The organism is Bradyrhizobium altum, assembly GCF_020889705.1.
GTDB classification, from domain to species: domain Bacteria; phylum Pseudomonadota; class Alphaproteobacteria; order Rhizobiales; family Xanthobacteraceae; genus Bradyrhizobium; species Bradyrhizobium altum.
In genome coordinates this window covers 1-25,522 of the sequence record NZ_JACMYP010000126.1, presented here as the reverse complement: position 1 = coordinate 25,522, position 25,522 = coordinate 1, and the positions used below count along the sequence as shown (strand labels likewise).

The 25,522-nt window shown below is 64.6% G+C and carries 28 protein-coding genes and 3 pseudogenes; 18 read left to right on the top strand and 13 right to left on the bottom strand.

The genetic code is table 11. The features are described 5' to 3' along the window. Positions 1-368: 368 nt before the first annotated feature. The 7 genes from H8B02_RS27050 (at position 369) to H8B02_RS27020 (ending at position 4,518) form a co-directional block, all read left to right on the top strand. Positions 369-518 (top strand): hypothetical protein, encoded by a 150-nt coding sequence (locus H8B02_RS27050; protein ID WP_229169043.1) that lies wholly within the window; start codon positions 369-371, stop codon positions 516-518. A 134-nt stretch (positions 519-652) separates the two neighbouring features. Further along, positions 653-868: a hypothetical protein gene (locus H8B02_RS27045; RefSeq protein WP_229169042.1), complete on the top strand. Its 216-nt coding sequence runs from the start codon at positions 653-655 to the stop codon at positions 866-868. A gap of 128 nt (positions 869-996) precedes the next feature. Further along, positions 997-1,254 (top strand): hypothetical protein, encoded by a 258-nt coding sequence (locus H8B02_RS27040; protein ID WP_229169041.1) that lies wholly within the window; start codon positions 997-999, stop codon positions 1,252-1,254. 203 nt (positions 1,255-1,457) lie between these two features. Then, entirely contained in the window at positions 1,458-2,747 is a 1,290-nt protein-coding gene (locus tag H8B02_RS27035; RefSeq protein ID WP_229169040.1) for a hemolysin family protein, read from the top strand. Between the two features lie 119 nt (positions 2,748-2,866). Continuing rightward, positions 2,867-3,466, top strand: a complete 600-nt coding sequence (locus H8B02_RS27030; RefSeq protein ID WP_173643503.1) for a formyltransferase family protein — start codon at positions 2,867-2,869, stop codon at positions 3,464-3,466. A 193-nt stretch (positions 3,467-3,659) separates the two neighbouring features. Then, positions 3,660-4,019, top strand: coding sequence for a hypothetical protein (locus H8B02_RS27025; RefSeq protein WP_229169039.1), 360 nt, complete (start codon positions 3,660-3,662; stop codon positions 4,017-4,019). Next, positions 3,964-4,518, top strand: coding sequence for a hypothetical protein (locus tag H8B02_RS27020; protein WP_229169038.1), 555 nt, complete (start codon positions 3,964-3,966; stop codon positions 4,516-4,518). The genes H8B02_RS27025 and H8B02_RS27020 overlap by 56 nt, the downstream gene beginning before the upstream one ends. An 85-nt stretch (positions 4,519-4,603) precedes the next feature. Here H8B02_RS27020 and H8B02_RS27015 read toward each other — a convergent pair whose 3' ends face one another. Then, entirely contained in the window at positions 4,604-5,002 is a 399-nt protein-coding gene (locus H8B02_RS27015) for a RidA family protein (protein ID WP_194454419.1), read from the bottom strand. A 142-nt stretch (positions 5,003-5,144) separates the two neighbouring features. Between H8B02_RS27015 and H8B02_RS27010 the strand changes: the two are divergent. Beyond that, positions 5,145-6,012, top strand: a pseudogene (locus H8B02_RS27010) (DMT family transporter). A gap of 79 nt (positions 6,013-6,091) precedes the next feature. On the opposite strand, the gene H8B02_RS27005 reads toward H8B02_RS27010, so the two are convergent. Continuing rightward, positions 6,092-6,337 carry a BrnA antitoxin family protein gene (locus H8B02_RS27005; RefSeq protein WP_092114100.1) on the bottom strand — a complete coding sequence of 82 codons (246 nt, stop codon included), beginning with the start codon at positions 6,335-6,337 and terminating at the stop codon, positions 6,092-6,094. A gap of 3 nt (positions 6,338-6,340) precedes the next feature. Continuing rightward, on the bottom strand, positions 6,341-7,315 hold the full coding sequence (gene cysK, locus H8B02_RS27000; RefSeq protein ID WP_092114098.1) for a cysteine synthase A: 975 nt from the start codon (positions 7,313-7,315) through the stop codon (positions 6,341-6,343). A gap of 228 nt (positions 7,316-7,543) precedes the next feature. On the opposite strand from cysK, the gene H8B02_RS26995 reads away from it, so the two are divergent. Next, complete coding sequence (locus H8B02_RS26995) at positions 7,544-7,759, top strand: hypothetical protein (RefSeq protein ID WP_050400485.1); 216 nt, start codon at positions 7,544-7,546, stop codon at positions 7,757-7,759. 9 nt (positions 7,760-7,768) lie between these two features. On the opposite strand, the gene tgt is transcribed toward H8B02_RS26995, so the two are convergent. Further along, on the bottom strand, positions 7,769-8,902 hold the full coding sequence (gene tgt / locus H8B02_RS26990; protein ID WP_229169037.1) for a tRNA guanosine(34) transglycosylase Tgt: 1,134 nt from the start codon (positions 8,900-8,902) through the stop codon (positions 7,769-7,771). Between the two features lie 254 nt (positions 8,903-9,156). On the opposite strand from tgt, the gene H8B02_RS26985 reads away from it, so the two are divergent. From H8B02_RS26985 to H8B02_RS26970, 4 genes are all read left to right on the top strand, one after another. Next, complete coding sequence (locus tag H8B02_RS26985) at positions 9,157-10,290, top strand: patatin-like phospholipase family protein (protein ID WP_229169036.1); 1,134 nt, start codon at positions 9,157-9,159, stop codon at positions 10,288-10,290. A 98-nt stretch (positions 10,291-10,388) separates the two neighbouring features. Next, positions 10,389-11,138 (top strand): TetR/AcrR family transcriptional regulator, encoded by a 750-nt coding sequence (locus H8B02_RS26980; protein WP_229169035.1) that lies wholly within the window; start codon positions 10,389-10,391, stop codon positions 11,136-11,138. A 294-nt stretch (positions 11,139-11,432) separates the two neighbouring features. Further along, on the top strand, positions 11,433-12,050 hold the full coding sequence (locus tag H8B02_RS26975) for a PepSY domain-containing protein (protein ID WP_229169034.1): 618 nt from the start codon (positions 11,433-11,435) through the stop codon (positions 12,048-12,050). Between the two features lie 333 nt (positions 12,051-12,383). Further along, the gene (locus H8B02_RS26970; protein WP_097672138.1) at positions 12,384-13,421 is read left to right on the top strand and encodes an aspartate-semialdehyde dehydrogenase; all 1,038 of its coding nucleotides are present in this window, start codon (positions 12,384-12,386) and stop codon (positions 13,419-13,421) included. 151 nt (positions 13,422-13,572) lie between these two features. Here H8B02_RS26970 and queA read toward each other — a convergent pair whose 3' ends face one another. The 5 genes and pseudogenes from queA to coaD form a co-directional block, all read right to left on the bottom strand. Then, positions 13,573-14,649, bottom strand: coding sequence for a tRNA preQ1(34) S-adenosylmethionine ribosyltransferase-isomerase QueA (queA, locus tag H8B02_RS26965; protein WP_229169033.1), 1,077 nt, complete (start codon positions 14,647-14,649; stop codon positions 13,573-13,575). Positions 14,650-14,724: 75 nt separating this feature from the next. Beyond that, positions 14,725-15,189, bottom strand: a complete 465-nt coding sequence (locus tag H8B02_RS26960) for a peptidylprolyl isomerase (protein ID WP_016846097.1) — start codon at positions 15,187-15,189, stop codon at positions 14,725-14,727. Further along, positions 15,165-15,604, bottom strand: a pseudogene (locus H8B02_RS26955) (UCP034077 family protein). The gene H8B02_RS26960 and the pseudogene H8B02_RS26955 overlap by 25 nt, the downstream one beginning before the upstream one ends. A 6-nt stretch (positions 15,605-15,610) precedes the next feature. After that, the gene (locus H8B02_RS26950) at positions 15,611-16,174 is read right to left on the bottom strand and encodes a peptidylprolyl isomerase (RefSeq protein WP_229169032.1); all 564 of its coding nucleotides are present in this window, start codon (positions 16,172-16,174) and stop codon (positions 15,611-15,613) included. A gap of 46 nt (positions 16,175-16,220) precedes the next feature. Beyond that, complete coding sequence (gene coaD / locus H8B02_RS26945) at positions 16,221-16,718, bottom strand: pantetheine-phosphate adenylyltransferase (RefSeq protein WP_092114077.1); 498 nt, start codon at positions 16,716-16,718, stop codon at positions 16,221-16,223. 267 nt (positions 16,719-16,985) lie between these two features. Here coaD and H8B02_RS26940 point away from each other — a divergent pair, with 267 nt between their 5' ends. Both H8B02_RS26940 and H8B02_RS26935 read left to right on the top strand, forming a co-directional pair. Further along, the gene (locus H8B02_RS26940) at positions 16,986-17,243 is read left to right on the top strand and encodes a hypothetical protein (RefSeq protein WP_229169031.1); all 258 of its coding nucleotides are present in this window, start codon (positions 16,986-16,988) and stop codon (positions 17,241-17,243) included. 313 nt (positions 17,244-17,556) lie between these two features. Then, positions 17,557-19,455: a potassium transporter Kup gene (locus H8B02_RS26935; protein WP_376711714.1), complete on the top strand. Its 1,899-nt coding sequence runs from the start codon at positions 17,557-17,559 to the stop codon at positions 19,453-19,455. An 83-nt stretch (positions 19,456-19,538) separates the two neighbouring features. On the opposite strand, the gene H8B02_RS26930 is transcribed toward H8B02_RS26935, so the two are convergent. Then, positions 19,539-19,730: a hypothetical protein gene (locus H8B02_RS26930; RefSeq protein ID WP_229169030.1), complete on the bottom strand. Its 192-nt coding sequence runs from the start codon at positions 19,728-19,730 to the stop codon at positions 19,539-19,541. Further along, positions 19,727-20,536 (bottom strand): transglutaminase-like domain-containing protein, encoded by an 810-nt coding sequence (locus H8B02_RS26925; protein WP_229169029.1) that lies wholly within the window; start codon positions 20,534-20,536, stop codon positions 19,727-19,729. The genes H8B02_RS26930 and H8B02_RS26925 overlap by 4 nt, the downstream gene beginning before the upstream one ends. A 260-nt stretch (positions 20,537-20,796) precedes the next feature. Here H8B02_RS26925 and H8B02_RS26920 point away from each other — a divergent pair, with 260 nt between their 5' ends. Together H8B02_RS26920 and H8B02_RS26915 are read left to right on the top strand one after the other, a co-directional pair. Continuing rightward, a complete protein-coding gene (locus tag H8B02_RS26920) occupies positions 20,797-20,976 on the top strand; it encodes a hypothetical protein (protein WP_173643488.1) in 180 nt (59 codons plus the stop codon). A 99-nt stretch (positions 20,977-21,075) separates the two neighbouring features. Continuing rightward, positions 21,076-21,228 (top strand): hypothetical protein, encoded by a 153-nt coding sequence (locus H8B02_RS26915; RefSeq protein ID WP_229169028.1) that lies wholly within the window; start codon positions 21,076-21,078, stop codon positions 21,226-21,228. Between the two features lie 151 nt (positions 21,229-21,379). Here the strand turns inward: H8B02_RS26915 and gyrA are convergent, their stop codons facing one another. Continuing rightward, positions 21,380-24,106 carry a DNA gyrase subunit A gene (gyrA, locus tag H8B02_RS26910; protein ID WP_229169027.1) on the bottom strand — a complete coding sequence of 909 codons (2,727 nt, stop codon included), beginning with the start codon at positions 24,104-24,106 and terminating at the stop codon, positions 21,380-21,382. Positions 24,107-24,318: 212 nt separating this feature from the next. Then, the gene (locus H8B02_RS26905; RefSeq protein WP_229169026.1) at positions 24,319-24,717 is read right to left on the bottom strand and encodes a DUF2306 domain-containing protein; all 399 of its coding nucleotides are present in this window, start codon (positions 24,715-24,717) and stop codon (positions 24,319-24,321) included. Positions 24,718-25,057: 340 nt separating this feature from the next. On the opposite strand from H8B02_RS26905, the pseudogene H8B02_RS26900 reads away from it, so the two are divergent. After that, positions 25,058-25,421: pseudogene (locus H8B02_RS26900) on the top strand (low molecular weight protein tyrosine phosphatase family protein). Positions 25,422-25,522: the final 101 nt, after the last annotated feature.

The window sequence follows — 25,522 nt, the reverse complement described above, 5'->3', positions numbered from 1 at the left end:
GGCTCGGCCGCGCGCGACGGCTCGAGCACGCGGTTAAGCCGTACGATCCACCAGGCGAACCGGCCGTAGCTGCGGCGCAGCGCCGACCCAAATCCCTCGTCGATGTCCTGGTCCCGATCCATGCCGCTCTCGTTAACGCCGATCCTTGAAGGAACGGTGTGACGCAATCACGGGCTGCGCCGGCCACCGTTAGGAATTTGGCAACCATCGGCGCGCAGTCTGAAGGCTTCGGCGCCGGTAATCTCCCGGATTGCACAGGGAAGCCCCCGCGCTGCAGCATCGCCATGGCGGCGCACCTCCCTATTAGTTGATCGAATTTTCCGCCGGGCGCCGCGACATAAGGACATTAGACGACGAGGGCTACGCCCATGCTTTCTGAAAAGTTCTTTTTGGTTCTCGAGACATTGCTCAACGGCCAGACCCATTCCGACGGCAGCCCGCGTGTGGTGAGTACATCGCCCCACATCCCGGTCAAGCTTCCGCAGCAAAGCCAGCCGGAACGCAAGCTTCCTCGCTAGGCTTCGTGCCGCGAGCCAGCCTGATCGATCGCCGCGACGAGCGAAGCCAATCGTCCGTCTCGCGCCCGTGATCCAGCTCATAGTCGGTGCGGGTGAGCCGCGCTACACCACTCCCACAACGAAGTGGTGCCGCCGTGAACTATGAGACCGACAGCAAGACCGATTTCGGGAGCATCGCCGTCGCGATCTGCGTCGCCGCCTACGCAGCGATCATGCTCGCCTATCTCGCCCAACACGATCTCGGCCTGACCGCCACGCAAACGCGTCATCTTTCGATGATGGCCGCGCTGTTCCTCGCGCTGCCGATCGCGCTGGATTTCCTGCGCACCGGCCCCGGCAAGCCGCGCTGAGCCGGGCAACGGCGCGCCTGCCGCATCCGATCTCCCCTGCCCAACACACGCCTGCGCAACATAGCGCTAGGTGAAGCGACGCGAATCAGCGTTACTTTGCAACTGATCACTTCGTGGGATTTGGCTGCATGACCCAGCCCAGCGTCCTGGATCAGAAGACTTTGGATCAGAACATTCGCGAGCTGCAGGAATGGCTCCGTACCGCCTGGCAACAGCTCGCGGACCCCTCACTCACCGCCTTCTCCCGACGCGAACTGCGCAACCAGATGAAGCAATGCAACGCCGATCTGCGCGTGCAGCTGCAAGCCGCTTCCAAACAGATGCTGAGTCAGCCTTCTGCATCGAGCAAGACGTTCGTCCGACCTGAGCTGCGGATACTCGCCTAGTAGCGTTTTCCACCTCGCGTGAAGAAAACGCGCCGGTGGTCACAAGCGCCAGCGCGCCAAAATGCCGCGATCTCCTGCTGCATGCGCGCCATACGCACCCTCTGCTTGTGCAGGGGCGCCCGACAAGGCACAGCAAAACGGCCCCGGTATGCCTATATTGGGCGTCGCAGAGCGGCCCATGCCGCCAAACCTCAGGGACTCCCGTGTTATATCTGGAACTTGCGATCGTGGCGGTCTTGATCGTCGTCAACGGTCTGTTGTCGATGTCGGAGCTCGCGATCGTCTCCTCCCGTCCGGCGCGCCTCGCCGCGCTGGTCGAACGCGGCGTCAGCGGTTCGCGCCGCGCGCTTGCGCTGGCCTCCGATCCCGGAAAATTCCTCTCCACGGTGCAGATCGGCATCACGCTGATCGGCGTGCTGTCGGGCGCCTTCTCGGGCGCGACGCTGGGCCAGCGGCTCTCGCAATGGCTGTTCGAGCTTGGCGTGCCGGCCAACGTCGCCGACGCTGCCGGCGTCGGCATCGTCGTCGGCGTGATCACCTATGCCTCGCTGATCGTCGGCGAGCTGGTGCCGAAGCAGATCGCGCTGCGCGATCCGGAGGCGATCGCGGTGCGGGCCGCGCCGGCGATGACGATGATGGCGAAACTGTCGCTGCCGGTGGTGTGGCTGCTCGACCGCTCCGGCAAGTCGTTGCTGTGGCTATTGGGCCATCGCGAGGATGCGCAGGACCGCGTCAGCGAGGACGAGATCAAGACGCTGGTGGTGGAAGCCGAAAACGCCGGCGTGCTGGAGCCCGGCGAAAAGGAGATGATCGCCGGCGTGATGCGGCTTGGCGATCTGCCGGTCGGCGCCGTCATGACCCCGCGCCACGAGGTCAGCCTGATCGACCTCGCCGCGCCCGCGCCCGAGATCCTGGCGATGCTGCAAAAGAGCAGTCACTCGCGCTGCGTGGTGTTCGACGGCAACCGCGATCATGCGCTCGGCATCGTGCAGGCCAAGGACGTGCTCGACGTCTACCTCGCCGGCCAGACGCCCGACATCCGCGCGCTGACGCGCGATGCGCCGATCATCCCGGAGACCGTCGACGCCCGCGACGTGGTCGCGATCCTGCGCGACTCCGCGGTGCATATCGGCCTCGTGCACGACGAGTACGGCACGTTCCAGGGCGTCGTGACCAGCGCCGACATCCTCGAGGCCATCGTCGGCGCCTTCCATACCGAGGAAGGCCCGGCCGAGCCCGCTTATGTCAGGCGCGACGACGGCTCCTATCTGATCTCGGGCTGGATGGCGGCGCTCGAGTTCAGCGAACTGCTCGGCATCGTGCTGCCCTCGCCGCGGCCCTACCAGACCGCCGCCGGCTTCCTGCTGCATGCGTTTGGCGCGATCCCCGATGTCGGTGCGAAAATCAATGCGCAGGGTTGGGACTTCGAGATCGTCGATCTCGACGGCCGGCGCATCGACAAGGTGCTGGCGAGCAAGCAGCCGGCGGCCTGAGGTTGCCAGCCGGCCGGCCTGTTGATAACGGGCAGGACAACGAAACTGGCGGCCGCGGTGTGCTATCGGCATGGCGGCCGCCCAAGCAAATCCCGCGTAACCCCCACGGAATTGATCCCATGCGCCTTACCCTCGTCGGTTCCCGCCACTTCGGCGTGACGACCTTGAACATGCTGCGCGAGCACGCCGTCGAGATCGCAAGGGTAGTCGTCCATGACGGCGAGGACCGGCTGGCGGCAGCCGCCCGGGCGGCCGGCATCGAGGTCGTGGTCCAGGCCGATCCCAAGCTGGTGACGGCCGCCGAGATCGCACCCGGCACAGACCTGATCGTGACCGCCCACAGCCACGCCCGGGTCAGCAAGGAGGCCCTCGCCGTGGCGAAGTTTGGTGGCGTCGGCTACCACCCGTCGCTGCTGCCCCGCCACCGCGGTATCGCGGCGGTGGAATGGACCATCAAGGAAGGCGATCCGATCGCCGGCGGCAGCATCTATCACCTCGCCGACCGTATGGACGCCGGCGCCATCGCCGCCCAGGACTGGGTGTTCGTCAAGAAGGGCGAGACCGCACGCGAATTGTGGGAACGTGCGCTGGCACCGCTCGGCCTGCGCCTGCTCGGTGAGGTCATCGACTACGCGAAGGCCTTCAAGACGCTGCCGGCCAAGCCCCAGGATGAGCAGTTTGCGACCAAGGCGCCTAACCTCAGCCCCGGCAAGCACTAATCCGCGACTTGGTATCAAAATACCTTGCGTAGTTAAACAACGGAACAGATTATTCGTTCCTGACCCGGAACCAGATTCACTATGATGTGTTTGAGTCCACAGGAACATTTGGGGCTTCTGCGACGCAGCAAATTTTGAACACATTGTGACAGGATAAGCCGCGTCATCACACGAAATTACAGGGATTTGATTCATGCGTTCGATCCGCATTCGCGACCTGATTTTGGTCACTTCGGTCGCCTCGGCTGTTGCCCTTACCGCTGCTCCCGTGTCCGCCCAGCAGCCTTATGACGGCCTCTGGAACGTCACCGTCGTCACCAAGACCGGTAGCTGCGAGCCGTCGTCCAGCTCCACCCTGACCGTTTCGGAAGGAAAGATCACCGCGCCCGGCGCGACGATCTCCGGCACCGTCGGCAGCGGGGGCCTTGTGCGAGTCTCGATCAATGGTGCATATGCGAACGGACAACTCAGTGGCAACTCCGGATCGGGGAAGTGGAATGGGGCATCAGCTGGCGTACCGTGCAGCGGCCGATGGGAAGCATCCCGTCAGTAAGATCACCAGCGTATCGAGTTTCTTCGCCATCGCGCGGCGGCCAGCATTTGTAGCCGTCGCGTTTTTCGTGACCGCATTGGCAAGCAGCCCGGGCCATGCCCAGTCCAGCCCGTTCGCCGGCATGGCTGGCACCTGGTCGGGCGCCGGCACCGTCACCCTGGATGACGGTTCCAGCGAACGTATCCGCTGCCGTGCGACCTACCACGTCGGCGGGCCCAGGATGACTATGGGCCTCACCTGCGCCAGCGACGCCTACAAGTTCAACCTGGCGGCCGATGTGCAGGCCGAGGGTAATGCGGTCACGGGCTCATGGAGCGAGTCCAGCCGCAATGTCAACGGCGATCTGCGAGGTCGCGGCGGCGGCGGCAACTTCCAGGTCGTTGCCAGCGCGCCCGGCTTCAATGCCGACATCGCGATGCGCACCGCCGGCAACAAGCAGTCCGTCACCATCAGGGCCGACAGCCAGTTCCGCGGCGCCAATATCACGCTGTCGAAGTAAGCAATCGGTACTCAGACGAGAAAAGCCCTCGGGTCATCCCCGAGGGCCTTTTGCTTGGCCACGCGGCAATCGCGCGCGCGTGCCTCTATGCAGCGGGCACGAACGCGGTGACCTCGATCTCGACCTTGGCGCGCTGATCGACCAGTCCGTCGATATAGAGCAGCGTGGACGGCGGGAAATTGCGTCCGAGTGTCTCCTTCCACGCCGCACCGATACCGGCGCCCGCGGCCTCGTATTCGCTGCGGCTGGTCAGGTACCAGGTCAGGCGAACGATGTGCTCGGGACCGGCGCCGGCTTCGTTCAACAGCTTGATGATGCGCTTCAGCGCCGTGCCGACCTGGGCAGCCATCTCGGGCGCGTACTCGCCCTTCTCGTCGCCGCCGGTCTGCCCCGCCAAGACGATCCATTTGCCGGGCGCGTCGAACGCGACACCGTGCGAGAAGCCGCGGGGTTTCGACCACTCGGCCGGTTGCAAGACACGCATGGGCAGATCCTCCTGATGTGATTATTCCCGCCCTGCTTAGCAGAGATCACGCGGTTGGCGCACCACCGCATCGCAGAATTGCGCGTTGCAAATTCATATCGGCTCGCCGATACCGGGAATCCCTCCTCATCTCATTCCGATCATGGATCGCACGCCCTCAAAGACCCGCGCAGCACTGTGGATGTCCGGTTGGCTCGCGCTGATGCTGATCGTGGCGGTGGCCGGCCGCGAGGCCACGCGCGAGGTCAACGTCTTCCAGCTGATGGCCGTGCGCGGCGTGCTCGGCTTCGTGATGCTGTATCCGCTGGTCCACATCCATGGCGGGCTTGCGATCGTGAAGACCGCGCGCGCACCTGCACATCGCGCGCAACCTGATCCATTTCTGCGCGCAGCTTGGCTGGTTCTATGCGCTGACACTGATCCCGATCGGCCAGGTGGTCGCGATCGAGTTCACGATGCCGATCTGGACCGCGATCCTTGCGGCGGGCTTCCTCGGCGAACGGATGACATCCTGGAAGGCGATCGTGCTTGGCCTCATCGGCGTCATCGTGATCGTGCGGCCGGCGACCGGTGCGATCAATCCGGGCCAGCTGATCGCGCTTGCCGCGGCCATGGGCTTCGGAGTCTCGATCGTCGTGGTCAAATCGCTGACGCGGACCGAGCAGGCGCTGACGATCATCTTCTGGATGCTGGTGGTGCAGTCGCTCGCCAGCATCGGGCCTGCGCTCTATGTCTGGACCTGGCCGCCGCTCTCCACCTGGGGCTGGCTTGCCGTGATCGCATTCTGCGGCACCTTCTCGCATTACTGCATGGCGCGCGCCCTGCTCCACGCTGATGCGACCGTCGTGATCCCGATGGATTTCGTCCGGGTCCCGCTGACCGCGATCGTCGGGTGGCTGATTTATGCCGAGCAGCTCGACGCCTATACGGTGCTTGGCGCCGCCATGATCCTGGCCGGCAACCTCCTGAACCTGAAGCCCGCTGCAAAGGTGTCGGCGCGCGCAAGATGACCACCGCGCAGCGCTACACCGCTGCGGCTCGGCCAAAAGGCCCGGCGATCATCCCGGGCTTGCCTGCTTCGAAAGCGTGCTACTTCCCGGCGGCCTTGCGCAGCGCCGCGTTGATGCGGTCCTGCCAGCCGGGGCCGCCCTCCTGGAAATATGCCAGCACGTCCTGATCGATCCGCAGCGTGACCTGCTCCCGGACGCCGGGGACCGGGACGGCCGCAGTCTTCGGCAGCGCATCCGCGACCTTGGTGGTGGCCCGTTTAAACGCCGCCTCGGCTTCGCTACGGGCATCGTTCAGGGTTCGCGGTCGTCTCGGCTGGTCGGCCATGTCCTAGATTCCTTCAAACAGCACCGTCGAGAGATAGCGCTCCGAGAATGACGGCACAATCGCCAGGATGGTCTTGCCCGCAGCCTCCGGCCGCTTGCCGATCTGCAAGGCGGCCGCGATTGCCGCCCCAGACGAGATACCGCCGGGGATGCCTTCGTTGCGCGCCAGCGCGCGCGCGGTCTCGATTGCGGTAGCGCTGTTGATCTTGACGATCTCGTCGATCACCGAGCGGTCGAGGATGTCAGGGATGAAGCCCGCGCCGATGCCCTGGATCTTGTGCGGCGTATGCTGGCCGCCCGACAGCACCGGGCTCTCCTCCGGCTCCACCGCGACGACGCGCAATGACGGCTTGCGCGGCTTCAGCACCTGTCCGACACCGGTGATGGTGCCGCCGGTGCCGACGCCGGCGACGAAATAATCGATGTTGCCGCCGGTGTCGTTCCAGATCTCCTCCGCCGTGGTGCGGCGATGGATTTCGGGATTGGCGAGGTTCTTGAACTGCTGCGGCATGACGGCGTTGGGGGTCGTGCGCACGAGTTCTTCCGCGGTCGCGATCGAGCCCTTCATGCCCTGCGCCGCCGGGGTCAGCACGATCTCTGCGCCGAGGAAGGCGAGCATCCGCCGCCGCTCGATCGACATCGACTCCGGCATCACGAGCTTCAGCCGATAGCCGCGCGATGCCGCGACGTAGGCCAGCGCAATTCCGGTATTGCCCGAGGTCGGCTCGATCAGCACGGTGTCGGCGTTGATGATGCCGGCCTTCTCCATCGCCACGATCATCGCCGCACCGATACGGTCCTTCACGCTGGCCGCCGGGTTGAAATATTCCAGCTTGGCGAGGATCGTCGCGTTGACGCCGCTTGCCTGCGGCAGTCTGCGCAGCCGCACGATCGGCGTTGAGCCGATCGCATCGACGATGGAGTCAAAGACGCGGCCGCGTCCGGGTTGCACTGCACTCGTTGTCGACGGCGCGTCCATCAAGCGGCTCCTGTTGCGGGATATGCTGAAAATATGCGGTCTTCTCTCATTAGAAGCAGCGCATCATGACGCGCAAGTGAGAAACCGCCGAGGCGCCAATTCGTTGCATCGCAAAATAAGAACCTACGCAAATAACGTAAAACCTACGCATTTGTGTTGCGACAAGGTCAAACAAGTGCGTCTATATACTTTCGTCAGGTGCAGCTCAGAACGCAAAGGGAGGCGCACATGCCAGCACTTGCTGAAGTCCGGTCGACCGCAGCGTCCAGGCCCGATCCGCGCGGCAGCGATTTGCCGACCTGTCCTGTGTGTGCTGACTCCATGGTAGCGGCAGAAGCGTCCGCGTACCTGTTCGACAATTTGATCAGCTATCTCTGGACCTGCGACAATTGCGGTTACGGGTTCGTGACCAAGCACACGGTGAAACCGATCGTGTGCAACTGATCACACAGCTCACCTCGGAGCGATGTCACCGCGCGCCCAACCGGCGCGCGTTTTCGTTTTAAAATCCTCGAAGGTGCCGTTTGCCACCGCGTCGCGGATGCCCTGCATCAGCTCCTGGTAATAGGCGACGTTGATTTCGGACAGCAGCATTGCCCCAAGGGTCTCGCCGGCACGCACCAGATGATGCAGATAAGCGCGCGAATAGCCGCGCGCCGCCGGCCATGTGCTCTCTTCATCGAGCGGACGCGGATCGTCGATGTGCCGGGCGTTGCGCAGGTTGATCTGGCCGAACCGGGTGAACGCCATGCCGTGGCGCCCGTTCCGGGTCGGCATCACACAGTCGAACATGTCGACGCCACGCGCCACCGCCTCCAGAATGTCCTCCGGCGTGCCGACGCCCATCAGATAGCGCGGCCGATCGGACGGCAGCGCCGGCGCAGTCTCCTCGATCATCGACAGCATCACCGCCTGCGGCTCGCCGACCGCCAGCCCGCCGATCGCGTAGCCGTGAAAGCCAATGTCGGTCAGCCCGCGGGCGCTGGCGTGGCGGAGATCGGGGATGTCGCCGCCCTGGACGATGCCGAACAGCATGTAGCCGTCCGGCGCGCTCTCGAAGGCACGCTTGGAGCGTTCGGCCCAGCGCAGCGACAGCTGCATCGCGCGCTCGATGTCGACGCGCTCGGCCGGCAGGCGTACGCACTCGTCCATCTGCATCGCGATATCGGAGCCGAGCAGCCGCTGCACCTCGATCGAGCGCTCCGGCGACAGCTCGACCTTGGCGCCGTCGATATGCGAGCGGAAGGTCACGGCCTTCTCGGTCACCTTGCGCAGCTCCGAGAGCGACATCACCTGGAAGCCGCCGGAATCCGTCAGCATGGGGCCGCCCCAGCCGGTGAAGCGCTGCAGGCCGCCAAGCCCCGCGATCCGCTCGGCGCCCGGCCGCAGCATCAGGTGATAGGTGTTGCCAAGCACGATATCGGCGCCGGCATCGCGCACCTCGCGCCAATGCATGCCCTTCATCGCCCCGGCCGTGCCGACCGGCATGAATGCGGGCGTCCGGACGACGCCTTGCGGCGTGGTCAGGCGCCCGGTGCGGGCGGCGCCATCAGTGGCCAGCAGTTCGAAATGATTGGGAAGATTCATGCGGCTGCTTATTGCGTGTCGCCGGTGCCCGATCAACCCGTCGGGTAACGGCCTCCGCGCGACTTCGTGAGCGCCAACCGCCGGGCGGATGCTTGCCCCGGAACGGTCCTTCGGTTAAACAAAACGAAACCGTATCGTTTTATGTCAAGAATAAGGCGGCGGATCGTTCCCGCCGCGACTGCAATCCGCGTGAAACCTGACTGGCCGAGATGTTCCCATCCTGCAGCGCCCGGCCTGACGGCATCCGCCATCGGATGACAGCTGGTCATGTGATCCGGCAAGCGGTGCTGCTGTGCGGGCTCGCCTTCGCGCTGGCGGCCTGCAGCTCGCTGCCACGTATGCCTTACACGGCGGCCGACGCCGCCAATTCGCGGGTGCTCGATCTCGACGGGCTGCGGCGCTACGCCGACGAGCCGGCGTCCAAATTCCGGCTCGAGAAGAGCGACCGCGCCCCGATCAAGACCTATCTCGCCCTCTCCGGCGGCGGCGCCGACGGCGCCTATGGCGTCGGCGTCCTCAACGGCTGGACCGCGGCCGGCAACCGTCCGAACTTTTCGGTCGTCTCCGGTGTCAGCACCGGCGGGCTGATCGCGCCCTTTGCATTCCTCGGCCCGCGCTACGACGATACGCTGAGAGAGGTCTACACGTCCGGGATCGCCGAAAGCCTGCTGCAGGACCCGAGCCTGATGCGGGTGCTGTTCGGCTCCGGCCTGTTCGGCAACAAGCGGCTGCGCGAGCTGGTGGCGCGTTACGTCGGCCAGGACGTCCTGAGCGAGGTGGCGCGCGAAAACGCCAAGGGCCGAAAGCTCCTGATCGTCACCACCGATCTGGACACCCAGCGCACGGTGATCTGGGACATGGGACGGATCGCCGCCGTCGGAACGCCCGAGGCGCTGCAGCTGTTTCGCGACGTGATGGCGGCCTCCGCCAGCATCCCGCTGGTGTTTCCGCCGATCATGATCGACGCCGAGGGTCAGGGCCGCCGCTTCCAGGAGATGCATGTCGACGGCGGCGTGACCGCGCCGGTCCTGACGCTGCCGGACGCACTGCTGTTTCGCGAACGTGCGTGGCCCGCCGATGGCCGCATGAACATCTACATCCTCGTCAACAAGAAGCTCGAGGGCAACTTCGAGCTGGTGTCGAACTCGACGATCGACGTCGCCTCGCGCAGCATTTCCGCGATCACCCAGGCGCAGACGCGCTCGGTCATTCTCTCGACCTATGATTTCGCCCGCCGCAACCGGCTGGGCTTCCATCTGTCCTACATCGAGCGCGACTATCCGGCGCCGGAAACCCAGGGCTTCGACACTGCCTATATGCGCGCGCTCTACCAGCACGGCTATGAGAAGGCCGCCGCGGGGCAGGCCTGGACCGCGACGCCGCCCTGACCGGGCCAGCCCCCGGTACCACCCGAATGGACGAATCCGCATCGCGCGGGTTATAGACCGGACAGACCCGTCCGAACGCACAACGAGATGAATGGGCAATGGGATTGACGGCAACCAAGGCCAAGGTGGCCAAGCGCGGCGTGATCAAGTCACGTGGCGGCCGGCCGACCCGGGATGCTGCGATCGAGCGCGACCAGCGGCTGATCGAGGTCGCCACGCGCCTGTTCCTCGAGCGCGGCTTCGATGCGACGTCGATCGACGCCGTGGCCGAGGCGGCCCGCGTCAGCAAGCCCACCGTCTACGGACAGTATGGCGACAAGCGCGGCCTGTTCACCGCGGTGCTCAGGCGCGAAATCGCCCGGTGGCTCGCCCCGCTGGCCGCCGCGGCGGCCGAAGCACAGGCCGGCGGTAGCTGCGATGGCTCGGTCGAGGAACGGCTGATCGAGCTCGGGCGCCAGCTGCTGGTGCTGAACTGCAGCGCCGACTCCATCGCCTTCAGCCGGATCCTGACCGCGCAGGCGATCAATTTCCCCGAGGTCGCCAAGCTTGCCGTCGACGAAGGCTGGTCGAAGGCGGTGTCGACGACGGCGGATTTCTTCGACCATCTGGTCGACAATGGCGCCCTCGACCTCGAGGACACGACGATCGCGGCCGAGACCTTCCTCAACATGGTGGTCGGCCACACCCACCGGATGGCGACATTCGGGATTCCGATCGACATGAAAGCCGCCGTGACGCGGATGGAAGTCTCGATCCGGCTGTTCCTCGCCGGTGCCGTGGGACCGCGGGACCGGTTGCGCGACGCCGCCAAGGAGCCGGCGAAGGCGCGCCGCCGACCGGCCCGCTAAGCGGCTTTCAGCAGGATCGTTCTATCGTCTCGCACGTTATCGTGAGCAACCATCTATCGCGGGCAACCTTGAAAAAACAGAACGAAACCGTATTGTTTAGTTGCAAAGAGACGCTGAACCCGGTTCAGCCCCCCAAGGGTTTGGTGTCGCCTTGTAACTTCGATCGTCACGACGAAGCTGCCGCCATCGCTTCGTCTGAACGTTCGGCGGCCGACCTCTGACTAACAAGAGGTCGGCCGCATTTTCCTTGCATTTTCTCCGCCTGGGCGGCGGTTCGACGCGACGGATATAGCTATGACGACGGGACGTTTCCACGCACTGCGGCATTGGGCTTTTGGAACGCGGCTGCTCGCGGCCGTGCTGCTGGCCCTGTCCCTGGCGTCGCCGGCCCATGCGATCACGGGCTCGGAGGCCGCCGCACTCACCCCGCAGGACAGTGACAACGGGCTCGACGTGCATACGGTTCGCCGCGAGCTCGACAGCTTCCAGGCCGCCCAGATCTCGCTGCGCAAGGCGATGGCGATTGCGGAGGCGCTGCACTCCGGTTCGATCACCGCCGACATCAGCTTCGACGGCGCGACGGAGCCCGCGGTCTACCGGGTCAAGACCATGCAGCGGGACCGCATCTGGCAGCATGCAATCGACGCCGCGACCGGCCACGTGGTCGGTGGCGAGGCCGCCTCGCCGCTGGCGTCGCTCGGCGCCGAAGACCGTGACAACCTCGTCGTGCTCAGGGCGCTCCGGCATCGCCTCGCCGATGCGGTGCGCGTCGCCGAGCACACGACCTCGGGAAAGGCAATCAGCGGCGGCATGATGCGCGAACGCGGCAAGCTCAATTTCGTCATCGTCGTGCTCACCGGCAGCGATCTGAAGGAGGTAATCCTCGAGCCGCCGGGCGTGCGTCGGCGCTGACGCGGGCGTTGCCAAATCTTTCTTTGCCAAATCTTCCTTTGCCAAATCTTCCTTTGCCAAGCCTTCCTTTGCCAAGTCTTCCTTTGCCAAGTCTTCCTTTGCCAAGTCTTTGCTGGCCAGGTTTTCGCCCAAAAGCCGTTGACGGGCGCCGATCTCTCCCGCATAAGTCCTCACCATGATCACCGCGACCAAACGCACCACCAAAACCACCAAGCCCTCTGGGGCCTCGGGAGGCGTGCGCGCGTAGTCGGTCGTACAGCATCATCTCTACCCGAAGCCCCGCCTGATGAAGGTCCGGGGCTTTTTTGTTGCCCGCGTCATGCTCAAATTCGAATGGAGGACAAAGTGAGTAACGATCCCGTCGTCGCGATTGTCGGCGTCACCGGCGCAGTCGGCGCCGAATTCATCGCCACCATGGACAAGCGCGGCTTCCGCGTCGGCAAGCTGAAGGCGCTGGCGAGCGCCCGCTCGGCCGGCAAGACCGTCAGCTTCCGCGGCAAGCCGGTCGTGATCGAGGAGTTGACCGAGCGCGCCTTCGAGGGCGTCGACATCGCGCTGTTCTCGGCAGGCAGCGGCATCTCGAAGAAGTTCGCACCTGTTGCGGTGAAGTCCGGCGCCGTCGTGGTCGACAATTCGTCGGCCTTCCGGATGGATCCCAACGTGCCGCTGGTGATCCCCGAGATCAACGCCAACCGCATCCGCGACCACAAGGGCATCATCGCCAACCCGAACTGCGCCGCCATCACCGCGCTGGTGCCGCTGTGGCCGATCCACCGGAAGAACCGCATCAAGCGCGTGATCATCTCGACCTACCAGGCCGCAAGCGGCGCGGGAGCAGCCGCGATGGAGGAGCTCGTCGAATCCACCCGCGCCAACCTCAACGGACAGGTCTACACCCCGAAGGTGATGCCGCACCCCTACGCCTTCAACCTGTTCAACCACAACACGGCCATCGATCCGGAGACCGGCTACAACGACGAAGAGACCAAGGTCATCAAGGAGACCCACAAGATCTTCGAGGACGACAAGATCGCCGTCGGCGTCACCTGCGTGCGGGTGCCCGTGCTGCGCGCGCATTGCGAGGCGATCACCTTCGAATGCGAGAAGCCGATCACCGAGGATCAGGTGCGCGCAATCATGGCGCAGGCGCCGGGCGTCAAGATCGTCGACGACCGCGCGAAGAACTACTTCCCGATGCCGATCGATGCGTCCGGCCAGGACGATGTGCTGGTCGGCCGTATCCGCAAGGATCTCAGCGATCCCTCCGGGCACTCGATCTCGATGTTCGTCGCGGCCGATCAGCTGCTCAAGGGGGCCGCGCTGAACGCGGTGCAGATCGCCGAGCTGCTGCCCGAGCGCGCGATGGCGTGAGGGGCTGGCTCGGTTGCTAGACCCGTCATCCTGAGGAGCCGCGAAGCGGCGTCTCGAAGGATGCATCGGCCCCAGTCGGGCCGTCGCCCTTCGAGGGCCGCTGAAGAAGCGGCCACCTCAGGGTGACGGTCATCGAATTGTGCTCGCTGAACTACCCGATTTCGCGGAACAACAAACACGCATCGCCATACGAATAGAACCGGTAGCCGTCGCTGATCGCGTGCGCGTAGGCACGCTGCATCGTCTCGAGGCCGGAGAAGGCCGAGACCAGCATGAACAGCGTCGAACGCGGCAGATGGAAATTCGTCAGCAGGATATCGACCGCGCGGAAGCGATAGCCCGGCGTGATGAAGATCGAGGTCTCCGCGGCAAACGGCTGAATGGTGCCGTCGGCATTGGCGGCACTCTCCAGCAGCCGCAGCGATGTGGTGCCGATCGCGACGATCCGGCCGCCCTTTGCGCGCGCGGCGTTCAAGGCAGAAGCGGTCTCGGCGGTGATGCAGCCCCATTCGGCATGCATATTGTGTTCGGAGGTTTCGTCCACCTTGACCGGCAGGAAGGTCCCTGCCCCGACATGCAGCGTCAGCCGGTGCAGCGCGACGCCGCGGCTCTTCAGCGTAGCCTCAAGCGCCGGCGTGAAATGCAATCCCGCCGTCGGCGCGGCGACCGCGCCTTCATTGGCGGCGAACATGGTCTGGTAGTCGCTGACGTCCTGGTCGTCGGGCGTGCGCTTGGAGGCGATGTAGGGCGGCAGCGGCGTGACGCCGACATCGGCGATGGCCTGGTCGAGCACCGGACCATGGAACGAGAATGACAGCGTCACCTCGCCCTCCTGCCCCTTGGCCTCGACCTCTGCATCGAGATTGCCGAGCAGACAGACCTTGCCCTCATTGCCGAAGCGGATGGTGTCGCCGGGCGCAAGCTTCTTCGCCGACTTCACCAGCGCCTGCCAGCGCGAGCCGTCGAGCCGCTTGATCAGGGTCGCCTCGATCTTCGGCTCGGTTTCGCGCCCGATCCGGCGGCCCTTGAGCTGGGCCGCAATCACCTTGGTGTCGTTGACGACGATCTGGTCGCCGGGCTCCAGCCAATGCGGCAGGCCCGCGATGGTGACGTCGCGCAGCACGCCGTCCGGATGCACCACCAGCATCCGCGCGGAATCGCGCGGGCTCGCGGGGCGGAGCGCGATGCTCTCAGGCGGCAGTTCGAAATCGAAGAGATCGGTGCGCATGGCGCGATTGTAACTTCAACGTTGTCATTCCGGGTTCGTCGCTTTCGCCACGCCCGGAATGACGGAGTGTTCAGCTCAAGCCGCGTCGGCGGCCATGCGCGCCTTGACGATCTTGTCCGGATCCTTCACCGGCTCGCCGCGCTTGATCTTGTCGACGTTCTCCATGCCCTCGGTGACCTTGCCCCAGACCGTGTACTGGCCGTTGAGGAAGGAGGCATCGTCGAAGCAGATGAAGAATTGGCTGTCGCCGGAATCCGGATTGGCGGCGCGGGCCATCGAGGCGGTGCCGCGGACGTGCGGCTCCTTGTTGAACTCCGCCTTCAGCTTCTTGCCGGAGCCGCCCATGCCGGTGCCCTGCGGGCAGCCGGTCTGCGCCATGAAGCCGTCGATCACGCGATGGAACACGATGCCGTCGTAGAAGCCTTCGCGCACCAGCTCCTTGATCCGCGCGACGTGGCCGGGCGCGAGATCCGGGCGCATCTCGATCGTGACCGGGCCCTGCGTGGTTTCGAGGATCAGAGTATTTTCGGTAGCAGCCATGCTCGCTTCTCCTGGCTTCGGGGTGGATATTTCTTATTCCGGAACGGGATCGCGAATGGACGGCCCGCCACCGCGCCGCCCAGGCTCTCGGTAAATGGCATCGGCGTGCAGCGTTGCAACGCCTCCATCACGGCGACCCGGTACGCAATCCGGTCGTTGTCGGTCGCGTCCTGCGATTCATAGCTGATCCTGGGATGCCCGAGGATCGCGCCCTCACGGTTGAAGCTGACAATGACGGTAATGTCGATCGGCCCGGCCTTGTCCGCCGGCGCGGCCGCCAGCAGCGATGGATCGCCAGAACAACGTCCTTGATCGTATTGAGTTGCTCCGGCTCGGCCGCCACCGATCCGGTCAGCGCGAGCCACAGCACCAGCGGCGCGGCGAACCAGGCAAATGGTTTGCTGCGCGCCGCCATCGCCGATCACTTGACGTCGGATGCGACCTGCACCTTCACCATCTTGTCGGGGTCCGTGACGGCGCCGCCGGGAGAGCCCGCGGGAGCCTTCTTCAGCTTGTCGACCACGTCCATGCCCGACACCACCTCGCCGACCACGGTGTACTGGCCATTGAGGCTCGATCCGTCGGCGAACATGATGAAGAACTGCGAATTGGCGCTGTCGACGCTGTCGCCGCGCCGGGCCATGCCGACGATGCCGCGCTTGAACGGGACCTGTGAGAATTCCTGCTTCAGGTTCGGATATTTCGAGCCGCCGGTGCCGTTGAAATTCTGGCCGTCGCCCGTCTGCGCCATGAAGCCATCCATCACGCGATGGAACGGCACGTTGTTGTAGAAGCCCTCGCGCGCCAGCTGCTTGATGCGCTCGGCGTGCTGGGGCGCGATGTCGGTGCGCAGCTTGATGACGATGCGGCCCTTGGTGGTGTCGATCACGATCGCATTGGCCTTGTCGAGATTGGCAGGCAGCGGCTGCGCGACCGCAGGCACGACGCAGAGCAGCGCGGCAACGAATGCAAGAATGCGGATCATGGAAACTCCGGACCTTTGACGTTCTGGGTGTGGCAGGCCGCCGGCATCAGCCGGCGAACTTGGCCTTCAGGCTAGCGGCGACTGATGACGGCACGAATGCAGAGAAGTCGCCGCCCATCTGGGCGATTTGGCGCACCAGTGTGGCGGTGATCGGGCGGACCGCGACCGACGCCGGAACGAATACGGTATGCACCTCGGGCGCCATCGCCTCGTTCATGCCGGCGAGCTGCATCTCGTAGTCGAGATCGGTGCCGTCGCGCAGGCCGCGAATCATGATGGTCGCGCCGAGCTTGCGCGCCGCCGTCACCGTCAGATTGTCATAGGTGGTGCAATCGAAGGCGCAGCCCGCCTGCTGGGCGATCGGGCCGCACACCTCGCGCAACATGTCCAGCCGTTCCTCGGTCGAGAACAGCGGCTTTTTGCCGGCATGGATGGCGACGGCGACGACCAGGCGGTCGCACAGGCCGACGGCCTGCCGGACCACGTCCAGATGGCCGTTGGTGACGGGATCGAAGGAGCCGGGATAGAGCGCGATACGGGACATGGTCCCTCCTAACCCGCCCGGCTCTCCCCGGCAAGCCGCCCGGGTTCCGCCCGCCGCGCGAAATAAATCTCTCCTCGTCCAGTGAACGAGTCCTGGGATGCCAGCGTCTATGTGGGTGAATGTTTCGTCGGCCGTTGGCGGACGAAACAAAACCGGCCGGCGATGAAACCATTTTCCACCCTGGCGAAGACACCAGGAAACGTGCGGCCGGTAGACATTGGACAACGAAACGACGGGCCCGGGGGGCCCGATCATATGGGGACCGTCATGATCAAGGCACTTTCCGCTATCGCCGTTGCCGCGTTCATTGCCGCCGCGCTCACCGTTCTGCCGGGCTTTGCGCCGCAGGTCGAAGCTTCCACCCCGCAGCCCCTGGCCAAAAGCGACCGTCTCGACATCCACCCGGTCGGCAAGGATTGCTCGCAGCAGGCCTGGCCGAATTTCGAGGCCTCCTGCCTGCGCAGCGCCGGCAACAAGACGGCGGTTCGCGAAGCCCGTCTCGTCACTGCCGACCGCACCCCGTAGGTGATTTGAGGACGGTCGGCACTGGTCCAGGTGCAGACGACGAATCCCGACAACCTGCATGGGGCGTTGCCAAAATATCGAAAGCAACCCCATGCAAAGTAGCAGCCCATCGCAGCAACTCGAAGCGATCGCCTTGCCGCTCCGGCGCGATCGGGCCGGAAACCGGCCCGTCAGTTCGGTGTAAGCTCAGTCCGTCACACAAAACCCAATGGTAATTTGCGACGTCCCGTCGCAGACTATCGTCTAAGGCGCCCGACCGGATGACCCGGCGGGCGCAAGCCATCGGGGGATTGCCGTGACCAGTACGCCCGCCATCGTTTCTTCTGGCCATCCTCCAACCAGCCCGATTCCGTTTGCCGTCACGCTCGGTGCCCTCGGTGTCGTCTATGGCGACATCGGCACCAGCCCCCTCTACGCCCTGAAGGAAGCCGCCAAGGCCGCCGCCCATGGCGGGCCCCTCAGCCAAACAGCCGTGCTGGGCACGGTGTCGCTGATCCTGTGGGCGCTGATCCTCATCATTTCAGTCAAATACGCCATGTTGATCCTGCGCGCGGACAACCGCGGTGAAGGCGGCATCGTCGCGCTGCTGGCGCTGCTCTCGGCACGCAACGCGGCGCCCGGCACCTGGCGCGCCCATTTGCTGGTCGTCGGCCTGGTCGGCGCCGCCCTGCTCTATGGCGACGGCGCGATCACGCCGGCCATTTCCGTGCTGTCGGCGATCGAAGGCCTGAAGGTCGACGCGCCCTCGCTGGCGCCGGCGGTGGTGCCGCTCACCGTCGTGATCCTGATCGGCCTGTTCTTCATGCAGAAGCAGGGCACGGGCTTCATCGGCAAGATCTTCGGCCCGGTGATGCTGTTCTGGTTCGCGGTGCTCGCAGCGCTCGGCATTCACGGCATCGTCAAGGCGCCCGGCGTGCTGGTCGCGCTGAGCCCGTTCTATGCGTTCGACTTCCTGATCCATCAGGATTTCCACGTCAGCTTCGCGATCCTCGGCGCCGCGTTCCTCGCCGTCACTGGCGGTGAGGCGATGTATGCCGACATGGGGCATTTCGGCCGCTTTCCGATCCGGCTCGCCTGGTTCGCGATCTGCCTGCCCGCGCTGGTGCTGAACTATTTCGGCCAGGCCGGCGAGCTGATCAACGACCCGGGTTCGATCGACAACCCGTTCTTCCAGCTCGCTCCCGACTGGGCGCATTACCCGCTGGTCCTGCTCGCGACCGTTGCCACCGTGATCGCCTCGCAGGCCATCATCTCCGGTGTGTTCTCGCTGACCCAGCAGTCGATCCAGCTCGGCTTCCTGCCGCGGATGCATATCCACCACACCACGAGCGACGCGATCGGGCAGATCTACGTGCCGCTGGTGAACTGGCTGCTCGCGGCCGCAACGCTCGGCGCCGTGCTCGCCTTCGGCACCTCGGACGCACTCGCCGGCGCCTACGGCATCGCCGTGTCGCTGTTGATGGCGATCACCACGCTGCTCGCCGCGCTCGTCGCGATCCAGTGGGGCTATTCGCCGATCATCGTTATCGCGGTGAACGGCTTCTTCTTCATCATCGACGCGATCTTCTTTGCGGCGAACACCGAGAAACTGCTCGAGGGCGGCTGGTTCCCGCTGCTGCTTGCGGCCGCGGTGGCGTTCCTGATGCTGACCTGGCGCGGCGGCGTCAAGCTGGTCGAAAGGGCGCGCGGCAAGCTGCGCCAGCCCGAGGAGGATCTGATCGAGACCGCGGTCAACAAGTGCAGCGCCCGCCTGCCCGGCACCGCCGTGTTCCTGGCCTCGGCCCCCAACGGGGTGCCGCTCGCACTGACCCAGTTCGTCAAGCACAATCACGTGCTGCATCAGCGCGTGCTGTTGGTCACCGTGCAGATCGAGGAGCGGCCGCGGATTCCAGACGACGAACGCGCCGACGTCAACGAGATCAGCCCGGGCATCACCCGCATCATCCTGCACTACGGCTTCATGCAATACCCGACGATCTACGAAGGGCTGCAGCTCGCCTGCCGGCAGGGCAAGCTGCCCGGCATCGATCTCTCCGACGTGACCTACTATATCGGCCGTGAAACCATCATCCCGCGCGAGGACGTTCCGGGCATGTGGGTATGGCGTGAATCGCTGTTCGCCTTCCTGCAGCGCAACGCCGAGCGCTCCGCGGCCTTCTTCGGCGTGCCGACCGGTCAGGTGGTGGAGTTCGGCACGGAGATCGAGATTTGATCGAGCGGCTCACGTAGCCCGGATGGAGCGGAGCACAATCCGGGACCCTCAATCGGACACGGACATCCGAGGGCCTCGACGGTCTATTTGCCGACTGCGAGACGACGAACGCCGGATGCAGTCAGGCCGAGTTCACCGAGCCGTCTGACCGCGTAGCCGAGACCGACAAGCCGCTCCCCGTGCAATTGGGGAATCTCGCGTTGCGCGTCGCCCTTGCCGACCTCGACCAGGGAGGCGAACTCGTCCGAACTGAGGGCTTGGGTATCATCCGTCATGACGCGGCCTCGTCGGTCCAGACCTTGAACGAAATCAGCTTGTTTGGCCCAAACGTCTGGGTGATCGGAACGTCGGAGGCATCCCGTCCCTGTGCGATCAGAACCCGGCCGATCCTCGGCACGTTGTTGCGCGGATCGAACATATGCCAGCGGCCGCCGATATAGGCCTCGAACCAGCCCGCGAAATCACCAGCCGCCCAAGGCAGCGGGGTGCCGATATCGCTGAGATAGCCGGTGCAATAGCGCGCCGGAATGTTCATGCAGCGACAGAAGGTAATGGCGAGATGCGCGTAGTCGCGGCACACGCCCTTGCCTTCGTTGAAGACCTCCCACGCCGTCATGGTGGCACGGGCGTGCTCGTAGCCGAAAGCGATGTGGCGATGGACGAAGTCGCAAATGGCCTGGACCCGCGGCCAGCCCGGCGGCGTGCCCTCGAACAGCTTCCATGCGATTTCTGAAAGCCGGTCGGTCTCGCAGTAGCGGCTGCCCAGCAGATAGACCAGCGTGTCCGCCGGCAAGTCCTCGACCGCGTGCTGGCCGGCCGAAGCAAACACCGGATCAGGCTCACCGCTGTCGTGCACGACGCCATCGGCCGCCAGGCGCATCGGACCGGCCGGCGCAACGATACGGCTGCACCAATTGCCGAACCCGTCGCGATACGGCGTGATCGGCACCGCGGGGGTGGTGGTCAGGTGGTCGGGGATGATGATGTCGGACGCGCGCGTGAAATGCGTGCCCAGCACCATGATCATGGGTGTCGGCTGGGGGAACTCGTAGTGCATTTCGAATCCGACGCGAAGCTTCATTCGAAATACGTTCCTGTTTGTCCTACCGACATGGCGATGATGCAGTCGAATACAAGGTACGATGTGCCTGATCGGACAAATACCCGTATCGCGCGAGAAAGTGCTGGCTATTTGCTGCAATCACGCGCAGGAACGACGACGCTTGCCGGCTGGCGCGGCTTGCCAGCGCGAGGCGAACCCGACGAATGTTCGAGTCGGATGGTTGAAAGCCTCCTCCGTGCGTTCGAGAAAGAATCGAACGCACTCACCGAAAGACCTTCATGCAAAATCTCTCGCCTCGTCACGTCAAGATTGAAGAGTCCGTGCGCCTCGGCGTGACCTCAGGTTGGTATTCCACAAAAGTCAGCGGAACATTCGTGACCGGCCCGCACGACACCGAAGCCGATTGCCTGCGCAAGATCGCCGAGATCAATCCTCCGCCGCCGAGGAAGAAGAAGTAACTCCTGCCGACCAGATTGGGCCCGCTCGCAAGCGGGCCAACCAAGACGCATGTCGGCAAGATGGCCAAACAAACCCGCGTTCGCCTCCTGGAGGTTATCGTGAGTGCGCAGAACGAGCCCACTCGCTGGAAATGGCATGTTTCCGAAGGCGGTTTCGAACTCGTGCACGGCTATGCGACGTCACGCGAAACAGCGCAACGGGACGGCGATAGCGTTCTGTTCACGATGCTGTCTGCCCCCCAGGCGCCCTGAACGGGTCGCCCTTCTAACACAGACGCGAGGTCTCGAAGCCGCCGAAACGACCAAAGGGCGCAGCCCTGCGCGCCCGAGCAATCGGGCATCAATCAACCTGGCGGGGCTCCAACCTCGAGCCGCATGCAACGAACCACGTTCGGGAACGGCCCTACTCGCCGTTCCCGTTCGCGCCGTTCTCTTCCTCCGGAATGTGCTCGACCGAGACGACATGCTCGTCCTCGGCGGTATCGAACACGATCACGCCCTGGGTCGAGCGGCCGGCGACGCGGATGTCGGCCACCGGGCAGCGGATCAGCTGCCCCTTGTCGGTGACCAGCATGATCTGGTCGGCGTCCTCGACCGGGAACGACGCCACCAGGTTGCCGTTGCGGTTGTTCACGCTCATCGCGACGATGCCTTTGCCGCCGCGGCCGGTGGTGCGGTACTCGTAGGACGAGGTCCGCTTGCCGAAGCCGTTCACGGAGACGGTGAGCACCACCTGCTCGGCCGCCGACAGCTCGGCGTAGCGCTCCTGCGACAGCTGGATCGCGTTCGTCGTCTCCTCGCCCTCGGCATCCGCCGGCTCTTCGCTTGCGGCCTCGCCGGCAACCGCACGGCGCATCTTCAGGTAGGCCGAGCGCTCGTCCGAGGTGGTCTCGACATGGCGCAGGATCGCCAGCGAGATCAGCTTGTCGGCCTCGGCCAGGGCGATACCGCGCACGCCCATCGAGGTACGGCCGGTGAAGACGCGCACATCGGTGACCGGGAAGCGGATGCATTGCCCGCCGGCGGCGGTCAGCAGCACGTCGTCGCGCTCGGTGCAGATCTGCACGTCGACGATCGCCTCGCCCTCACCGAGCTTCATGGCGATGATGCCGGAACGGCGGACGTCGACGAAATCGGACAGCTTGTTGCGGCGAACGGTGCCGCTGGTAGTCGCGAACATCACGTCGAGATTGCCCCAGGAGGATTCATCCTCCGGCAGCGGCATGATCGTGGTGATGCGCTCGCCCTGCTCCAGCGGCAGGATGTTGATCAGCGCCTTGCCGCGCGCGTTTGGCGCTGCCATCGGCAGCCGCCAGACCTTCTCCTTGTAGACCTGGCCGCGCGACGAGAAGAACAGCACCGGCGTGTGGGTCGAGGCGACGAACAGCCGCGAGACGAAATCCTCGTCGCGGGTCTGCATGCCGGCGCGGCCCTTGCCGCCGCGGCGCTGCGCCCGGTAGGTCGACAGCGGCACGCGCTTGACGTAGCCCGCATGCGACACGGTGACGACCATGTCCTCGCGCTGGATCAGGTCCTCGTCCTCGACCTCGCCTTCCTGCTCGATGATCACGGTCTTGCGCGGGGTGGCGAACTGCTGCTTCACCTCGGCGAGCTCGGTCTTGACGATGCCCTGCACGCGGGCACGCGAGCGCAGGATGTCGAGATAATCGGCGATCTCGGCCGCGAGCTTGTCGAGCTCCTCGGAAATTTCGTCCCGCCCCAGTGCGGTCAGGCGCTGCAGCCGGAGATCGAGGATGGCCCTGGCCTGCTCCATCGACAGCCGGAGCGTGCCGTCATCGTTGATGCGATGCCGGGGATCGTCGATCAGCGTGATCATCGCCTCGACGTCGCGTGCCGGCCAGTCGCGCGACATCAGGGCCTCGCGCGCGGTGTTCGGATCGGGCGAGGTTCGGATGACACGGATCATCTCATCGATGTTGGCGACCGCGATCGCAAGGCCGACCAAAATGTGGGCGCGATCACGGGCCTTGCCGAGCAGGAACTTGGTCCGCCGGGTCACCACCTGCTCGCGGAACGCGACGAAGATGGTGAGCAGGTCCTTCAGATTCATCGTCTGCGGACGGCCGGAATCCAGCGCCAGGATGTTGGCCGGGAAATTCGTCTGCAGCGGCGTGAACCGGTAGAGCTGGTTCAGCACCACGTCGGGCACCGCTTCGCGCTTCAGCTCGATGACGACGCGATAGCCGTCACGGTCGGACTCGTCGCGCAGGTCGCCGATGCCCTCGATCTTCTTCTCTTTCACGAGATCGGCGATGCGCTCGACCATCGTCGCCTTGTTCACCTGATAGGGAATCTCGGTGATGATGATCGCTTCGCGATCCTTCCTGATCGTGTCGATCGCCACCTTGCCGCGCATCACGATCGAGCCGCGGCCGAGATGGTAGGCCGAGCGGATGCCCTGGCGGCCCAGGATGATGCCGCCGGTCGGGAAGTCCGGTCCGGGAATGATATCGATCAACTCGTCGATCGTGAGCGCCGGATTGTCGATCAGCGCCACACAGGCGTCGACGACCTCGCCGAGGTTGTGCGGCGGGATGTTGGTCGCCATGCCGACGGCGATGCCGCCGGCGCCATTGACCAGGAGGTTCGGGAAGCGGGCCGGCAGAACCGCCGGCTCATTCTCCGAGTTGTCGTAGTTCGGCTGGAAATCGACGGTGTCCATGTCGATGTCGGCCAGAACGGCAAGCGCCGCCTTGGTCAGCCGTGCCTCGGTATATCGATAGGCCGCCGGCGGATCGCCGTCGACCGAGCCGAAATTGCCCTGGCCGTCGATCAGCGGCACCCGCAGCGAGAAGTCCTGCGCCATGCGGACCATCGCGTCGTAAATCGACTGGTCGCCATGCGGATGATATTTACCGATCACGTCGCCGACGACGCGCGCGGACTTGACGTATTTCTTGTCCGGCGTGTGTCCCTGCTCATGCATCGAATACAGGATGCGCCGGTGCACCGGCTTGAGCCCGTCGCGCGCATCGGGCAACGCACGCGACACGATCACGCTCATCGCGTAATCGAGGTAGGACTTCTTCATCTCGTCGAGAATGGAAACGGGACGAATATCTGAGGGCACCGGCGGCTCGCCGGGCTTGTCGTCTTCGGGTTCGGACAAAGGGGAAATCCGGTCAGTTCTGCTGGGGAATCATATAGACCATCGAGGGCCTGATAACCACCCTTGCGCGGCTCCGGCAAGCCGTTTTTCCCTTCGTTTTTTCATGCACTTACCGGCCGCATTGCAGGTTTGCGACGCGCCCGCTTTGCCCGGCGGTTGCGAGGTCGCGAAGACCTGGTGGAACCGGCCTTCGCAACGCCCTGATCGTCCGATTATTGGCCGAAAATCACCGCGTGCATGATCCGCCCGGGTATGAAGGTGAACAGCCCGGCAATGACCAGCGCGCCGAAGAAAATGCCGATCATCGTGAACTTGTGGCGGCGAACGTTGTGGCTCCGCGCGGCCGTCACGCCGAGCACCAGCATGACCAGCGAGAAGATCGACAGCAGGTGGATCGGGCTCCACGGGCCCACCAGCTGGATCTGATGGATCCAGAACGAGCTTCCGGCGACGGCCAGCATCAGGATCACCCAGATCCAGCCCAGCGTCCGGTGCGGCAGCGTGCCCTTCGGTGCGGCGAGCTGGATGGAGCCGAGCACGAAGGCAGCCATCGCGGCAAAGGCATGGAGCGGGATCGCAGGCGCAGCGTCGAGCAATGGCGCGAGGCTCATGATGGCAGCCCTCGAGTGAAGCTCACGGCCAGACGTCGCTCGCCGCAGGCCAATGTAAATATCATTCACATTGACCTGTGTCAAAGTCCGGGGAACCCGCACTGGTCGCCATCAGATAAGCACGCTCTAGCTATAGGTTAGATAGTTATCCTCATAATTCACATGAGAAAATTATCGCGGCAAATCATAGCACTACTCCGGGAAATGACCTTCACGGAAACGCCGACCGACGGAATAGTCGAAGCTTCGGCCAACCTGTTGCCCAGAAAGCGCTGCTTCCGTACCTATTCCGACCAACCTCGCGCAAAGATGCCCGCACTCAAGTTGGCTTCCACAGCACATGACCAACGTCCTATTCGTCTGCAGTGCCAACCGCCTGCGCAGTCCCACTGCAGGTCTTTTCGACGTGGCCTGGCGTCGAGGCGGACTCGGCTGGCATCTCGTCCGGTGCAAGCGTCCTGCTGTCCTCCGAACAGATCGATTGGGCCGACATCATTTTTGTGATGGAGAAGACCCATCGCAACAAGCTCAGGAGCCGGTTTCGGCCTCACCTAAACAACAAGCGCGTCATCTGTCTCGACATTCCCGACGACTATGAGTTCATGGATCCGGTCTTGGTCCGGATGCTTGAAAATCGTGTCGGTCGCTTCCTTGCTCAGGCCGCACCGACCACACGAGACGAGCCGGACGAGCCCGCCCCGTAGGCCGTTTTGCGAAACGAACATCAGAACGGGATGTCGTCGTCCATGTCGCTGTTGCGGCTGCCGCCGGCGGCGGCCGCGCGGCGCGGCGCCGAGCTGACCGG

Bases quoted from the DNA above. Each gene is read 5' to 3' on its own strand.
- tgt (WP_229169037.1), bottom strand. From the start codon at position 8,902: ATGAATCTTCCCAATCATTTCGAACTGCTGGCCACTGATGGCGCCGCC.
- H8B02_RS26980 (WP_229169035.1), top strand. From the start codon at position 10,389: ATGGGATTGACGGCAACCAAGGCCAAGGTGGCCAAGCGCGGCGTGATC.
- cysK (WP_092114098.1), bottom strand. From the start codon at position 7,315: ATGGACGCGCCGTCGACAACGAGTGCAGTGCAACCCGGACGCGGCCGC.
- H8B02_RS26970 (WP_097672138.1), top strand. From the start codon at position 12,384: ATGGAGGACAAAGTGAGTAACGATCCCGTCGTCGCGATTGTCGGCGTC.
- H8B02_RS26950 (WP_229169032.1), bottom strand. From the start codon at position 16,174: ATGATCCGCATTCTTGCATTCGTTGCCGCGCTGCTCTGCGTCGTGCCT.
- H8B02_RS27020 (WP_229169038.1), top strand. From the start codon at position 3,964: ATGGGGCATCAGCTGGCGTACCGTGCAGCGGCCGATGGGAAGCATCCC.
- H8B02_RS26920 (WP_173643488.1), top strand. From the start codon at position 20,797: ATGCAAAATCTCTCGCCTCGTCACGTCAAGATTGAAGAGTCCGTGCGC.
- coaD (WP_092114077.1), bottom strand. From the start codon at position 16,718: ATGTCCCGTATCGCGCTCTATCCCGGCTCCTTCGATCCCGTCACCAAC.
- H8B02_RS27050 (WP_229169043.1), top strand. From the start codon at position 369: ATGCTTTCTGAAAAGTTCTTTTTGGTTCTCGAGACATTGCTCAACGGC.
- H8B02_RS26960 (WP_016846097.1), bottom strand. From the start codon at position 15,189: ATGGCTGCTACCGAAAATACTCTGATCCTCGAAACCACGCAGGGCCCG.
- H8B02_RS26940 (WP_229169031.1), top strand. From the start codon at position 16,986: ATGATCAAGGCACTTTCCGCTATCGCCGTTGCCGCGTTCATTGCCGCC.
- queA (WP_229169033.1), bottom strand. From the start codon at position 14,649: ATGCGCACCGATCTCTTCGATTTCGAACTGCCGCCTGAGAGCATCGCG.
- H8B02_RS26975 (WP_229169034.1), top strand. From the start codon at position 11,433: ATGACGACGGGACGTTTCCACGCACTGCGGCATTGGGCTTTTGGAACG.
- H8B02_RS27015 (WP_194454419.1), bottom strand. From the start codon at position 5,002: ATGCGTGTCTTGCAACCGGCCGAGTGGTCGAAACCCCGCGGCTTCTCG.
- H8B02_RS26995 (WP_050400485.1), top strand. From the start codon at position 7,544: ATGCCAGCACTTGCTGAAGTCCGGTCGACCGCAGCGTCCAGGCCCGAT.
- H8B02_RS26930 (WP_229169030.1), bottom strand. From the start codon at position 19,730: ATGACGGATGATACCCAAGCCCTCAGTTCGGACGAGTTCGCCTCCCTG.
- H8B02_RS26985 (WP_229169036.1), top strand. From the start codon at position 9,157: ATGACAGCTGGTCATGTGATCCGGCAAGCGGTGCTGCTGTGCGGGCTC.
- H8B02_RS26925 (WP_229169029.1), bottom strand. From the start codon at position 20,536: ATGAAGCTTCGCGTCGGATTCGAAATGCACTACGAGTTCCCCCAGCCG.
- H8B02_RS27040 (WP_229169041.1), top strand. From the start codon at position 997: ATGACCCAGCCCAGCGTCCTGGATCAGAAGACTTTGGATCAGAACATT.
- H8B02_RS27005 (WP_092114100.1), bottom strand. From the start codon at position 6,337: ATGGCCGACCAGCCGAGACGACCGCGAACCCTGAACGATGCCCGTAGC.
- H8B02_RS27030 (WP_173643503.1), top strand. From the start codon at position 2,867: ATGCGCCTTACCCTCGTCGGTTCCCGCCACTTCGGCGTGACGACCTTG.
- H8B02_RS27025 (WP_229169039.1), top strand. From the start codon at position 3,660: ATGCGTTCGATCCGCATTCGCGACCTGATTTTGGTCACTTCGGTCGCC.
- H8B02_RS26905 (WP_229169026.1), bottom strand. From the start codon at position 24,717: ATGAGCCTCGCGCCATTGCTCGACGCTGCGCCTGCGATCCCGCTCCAT.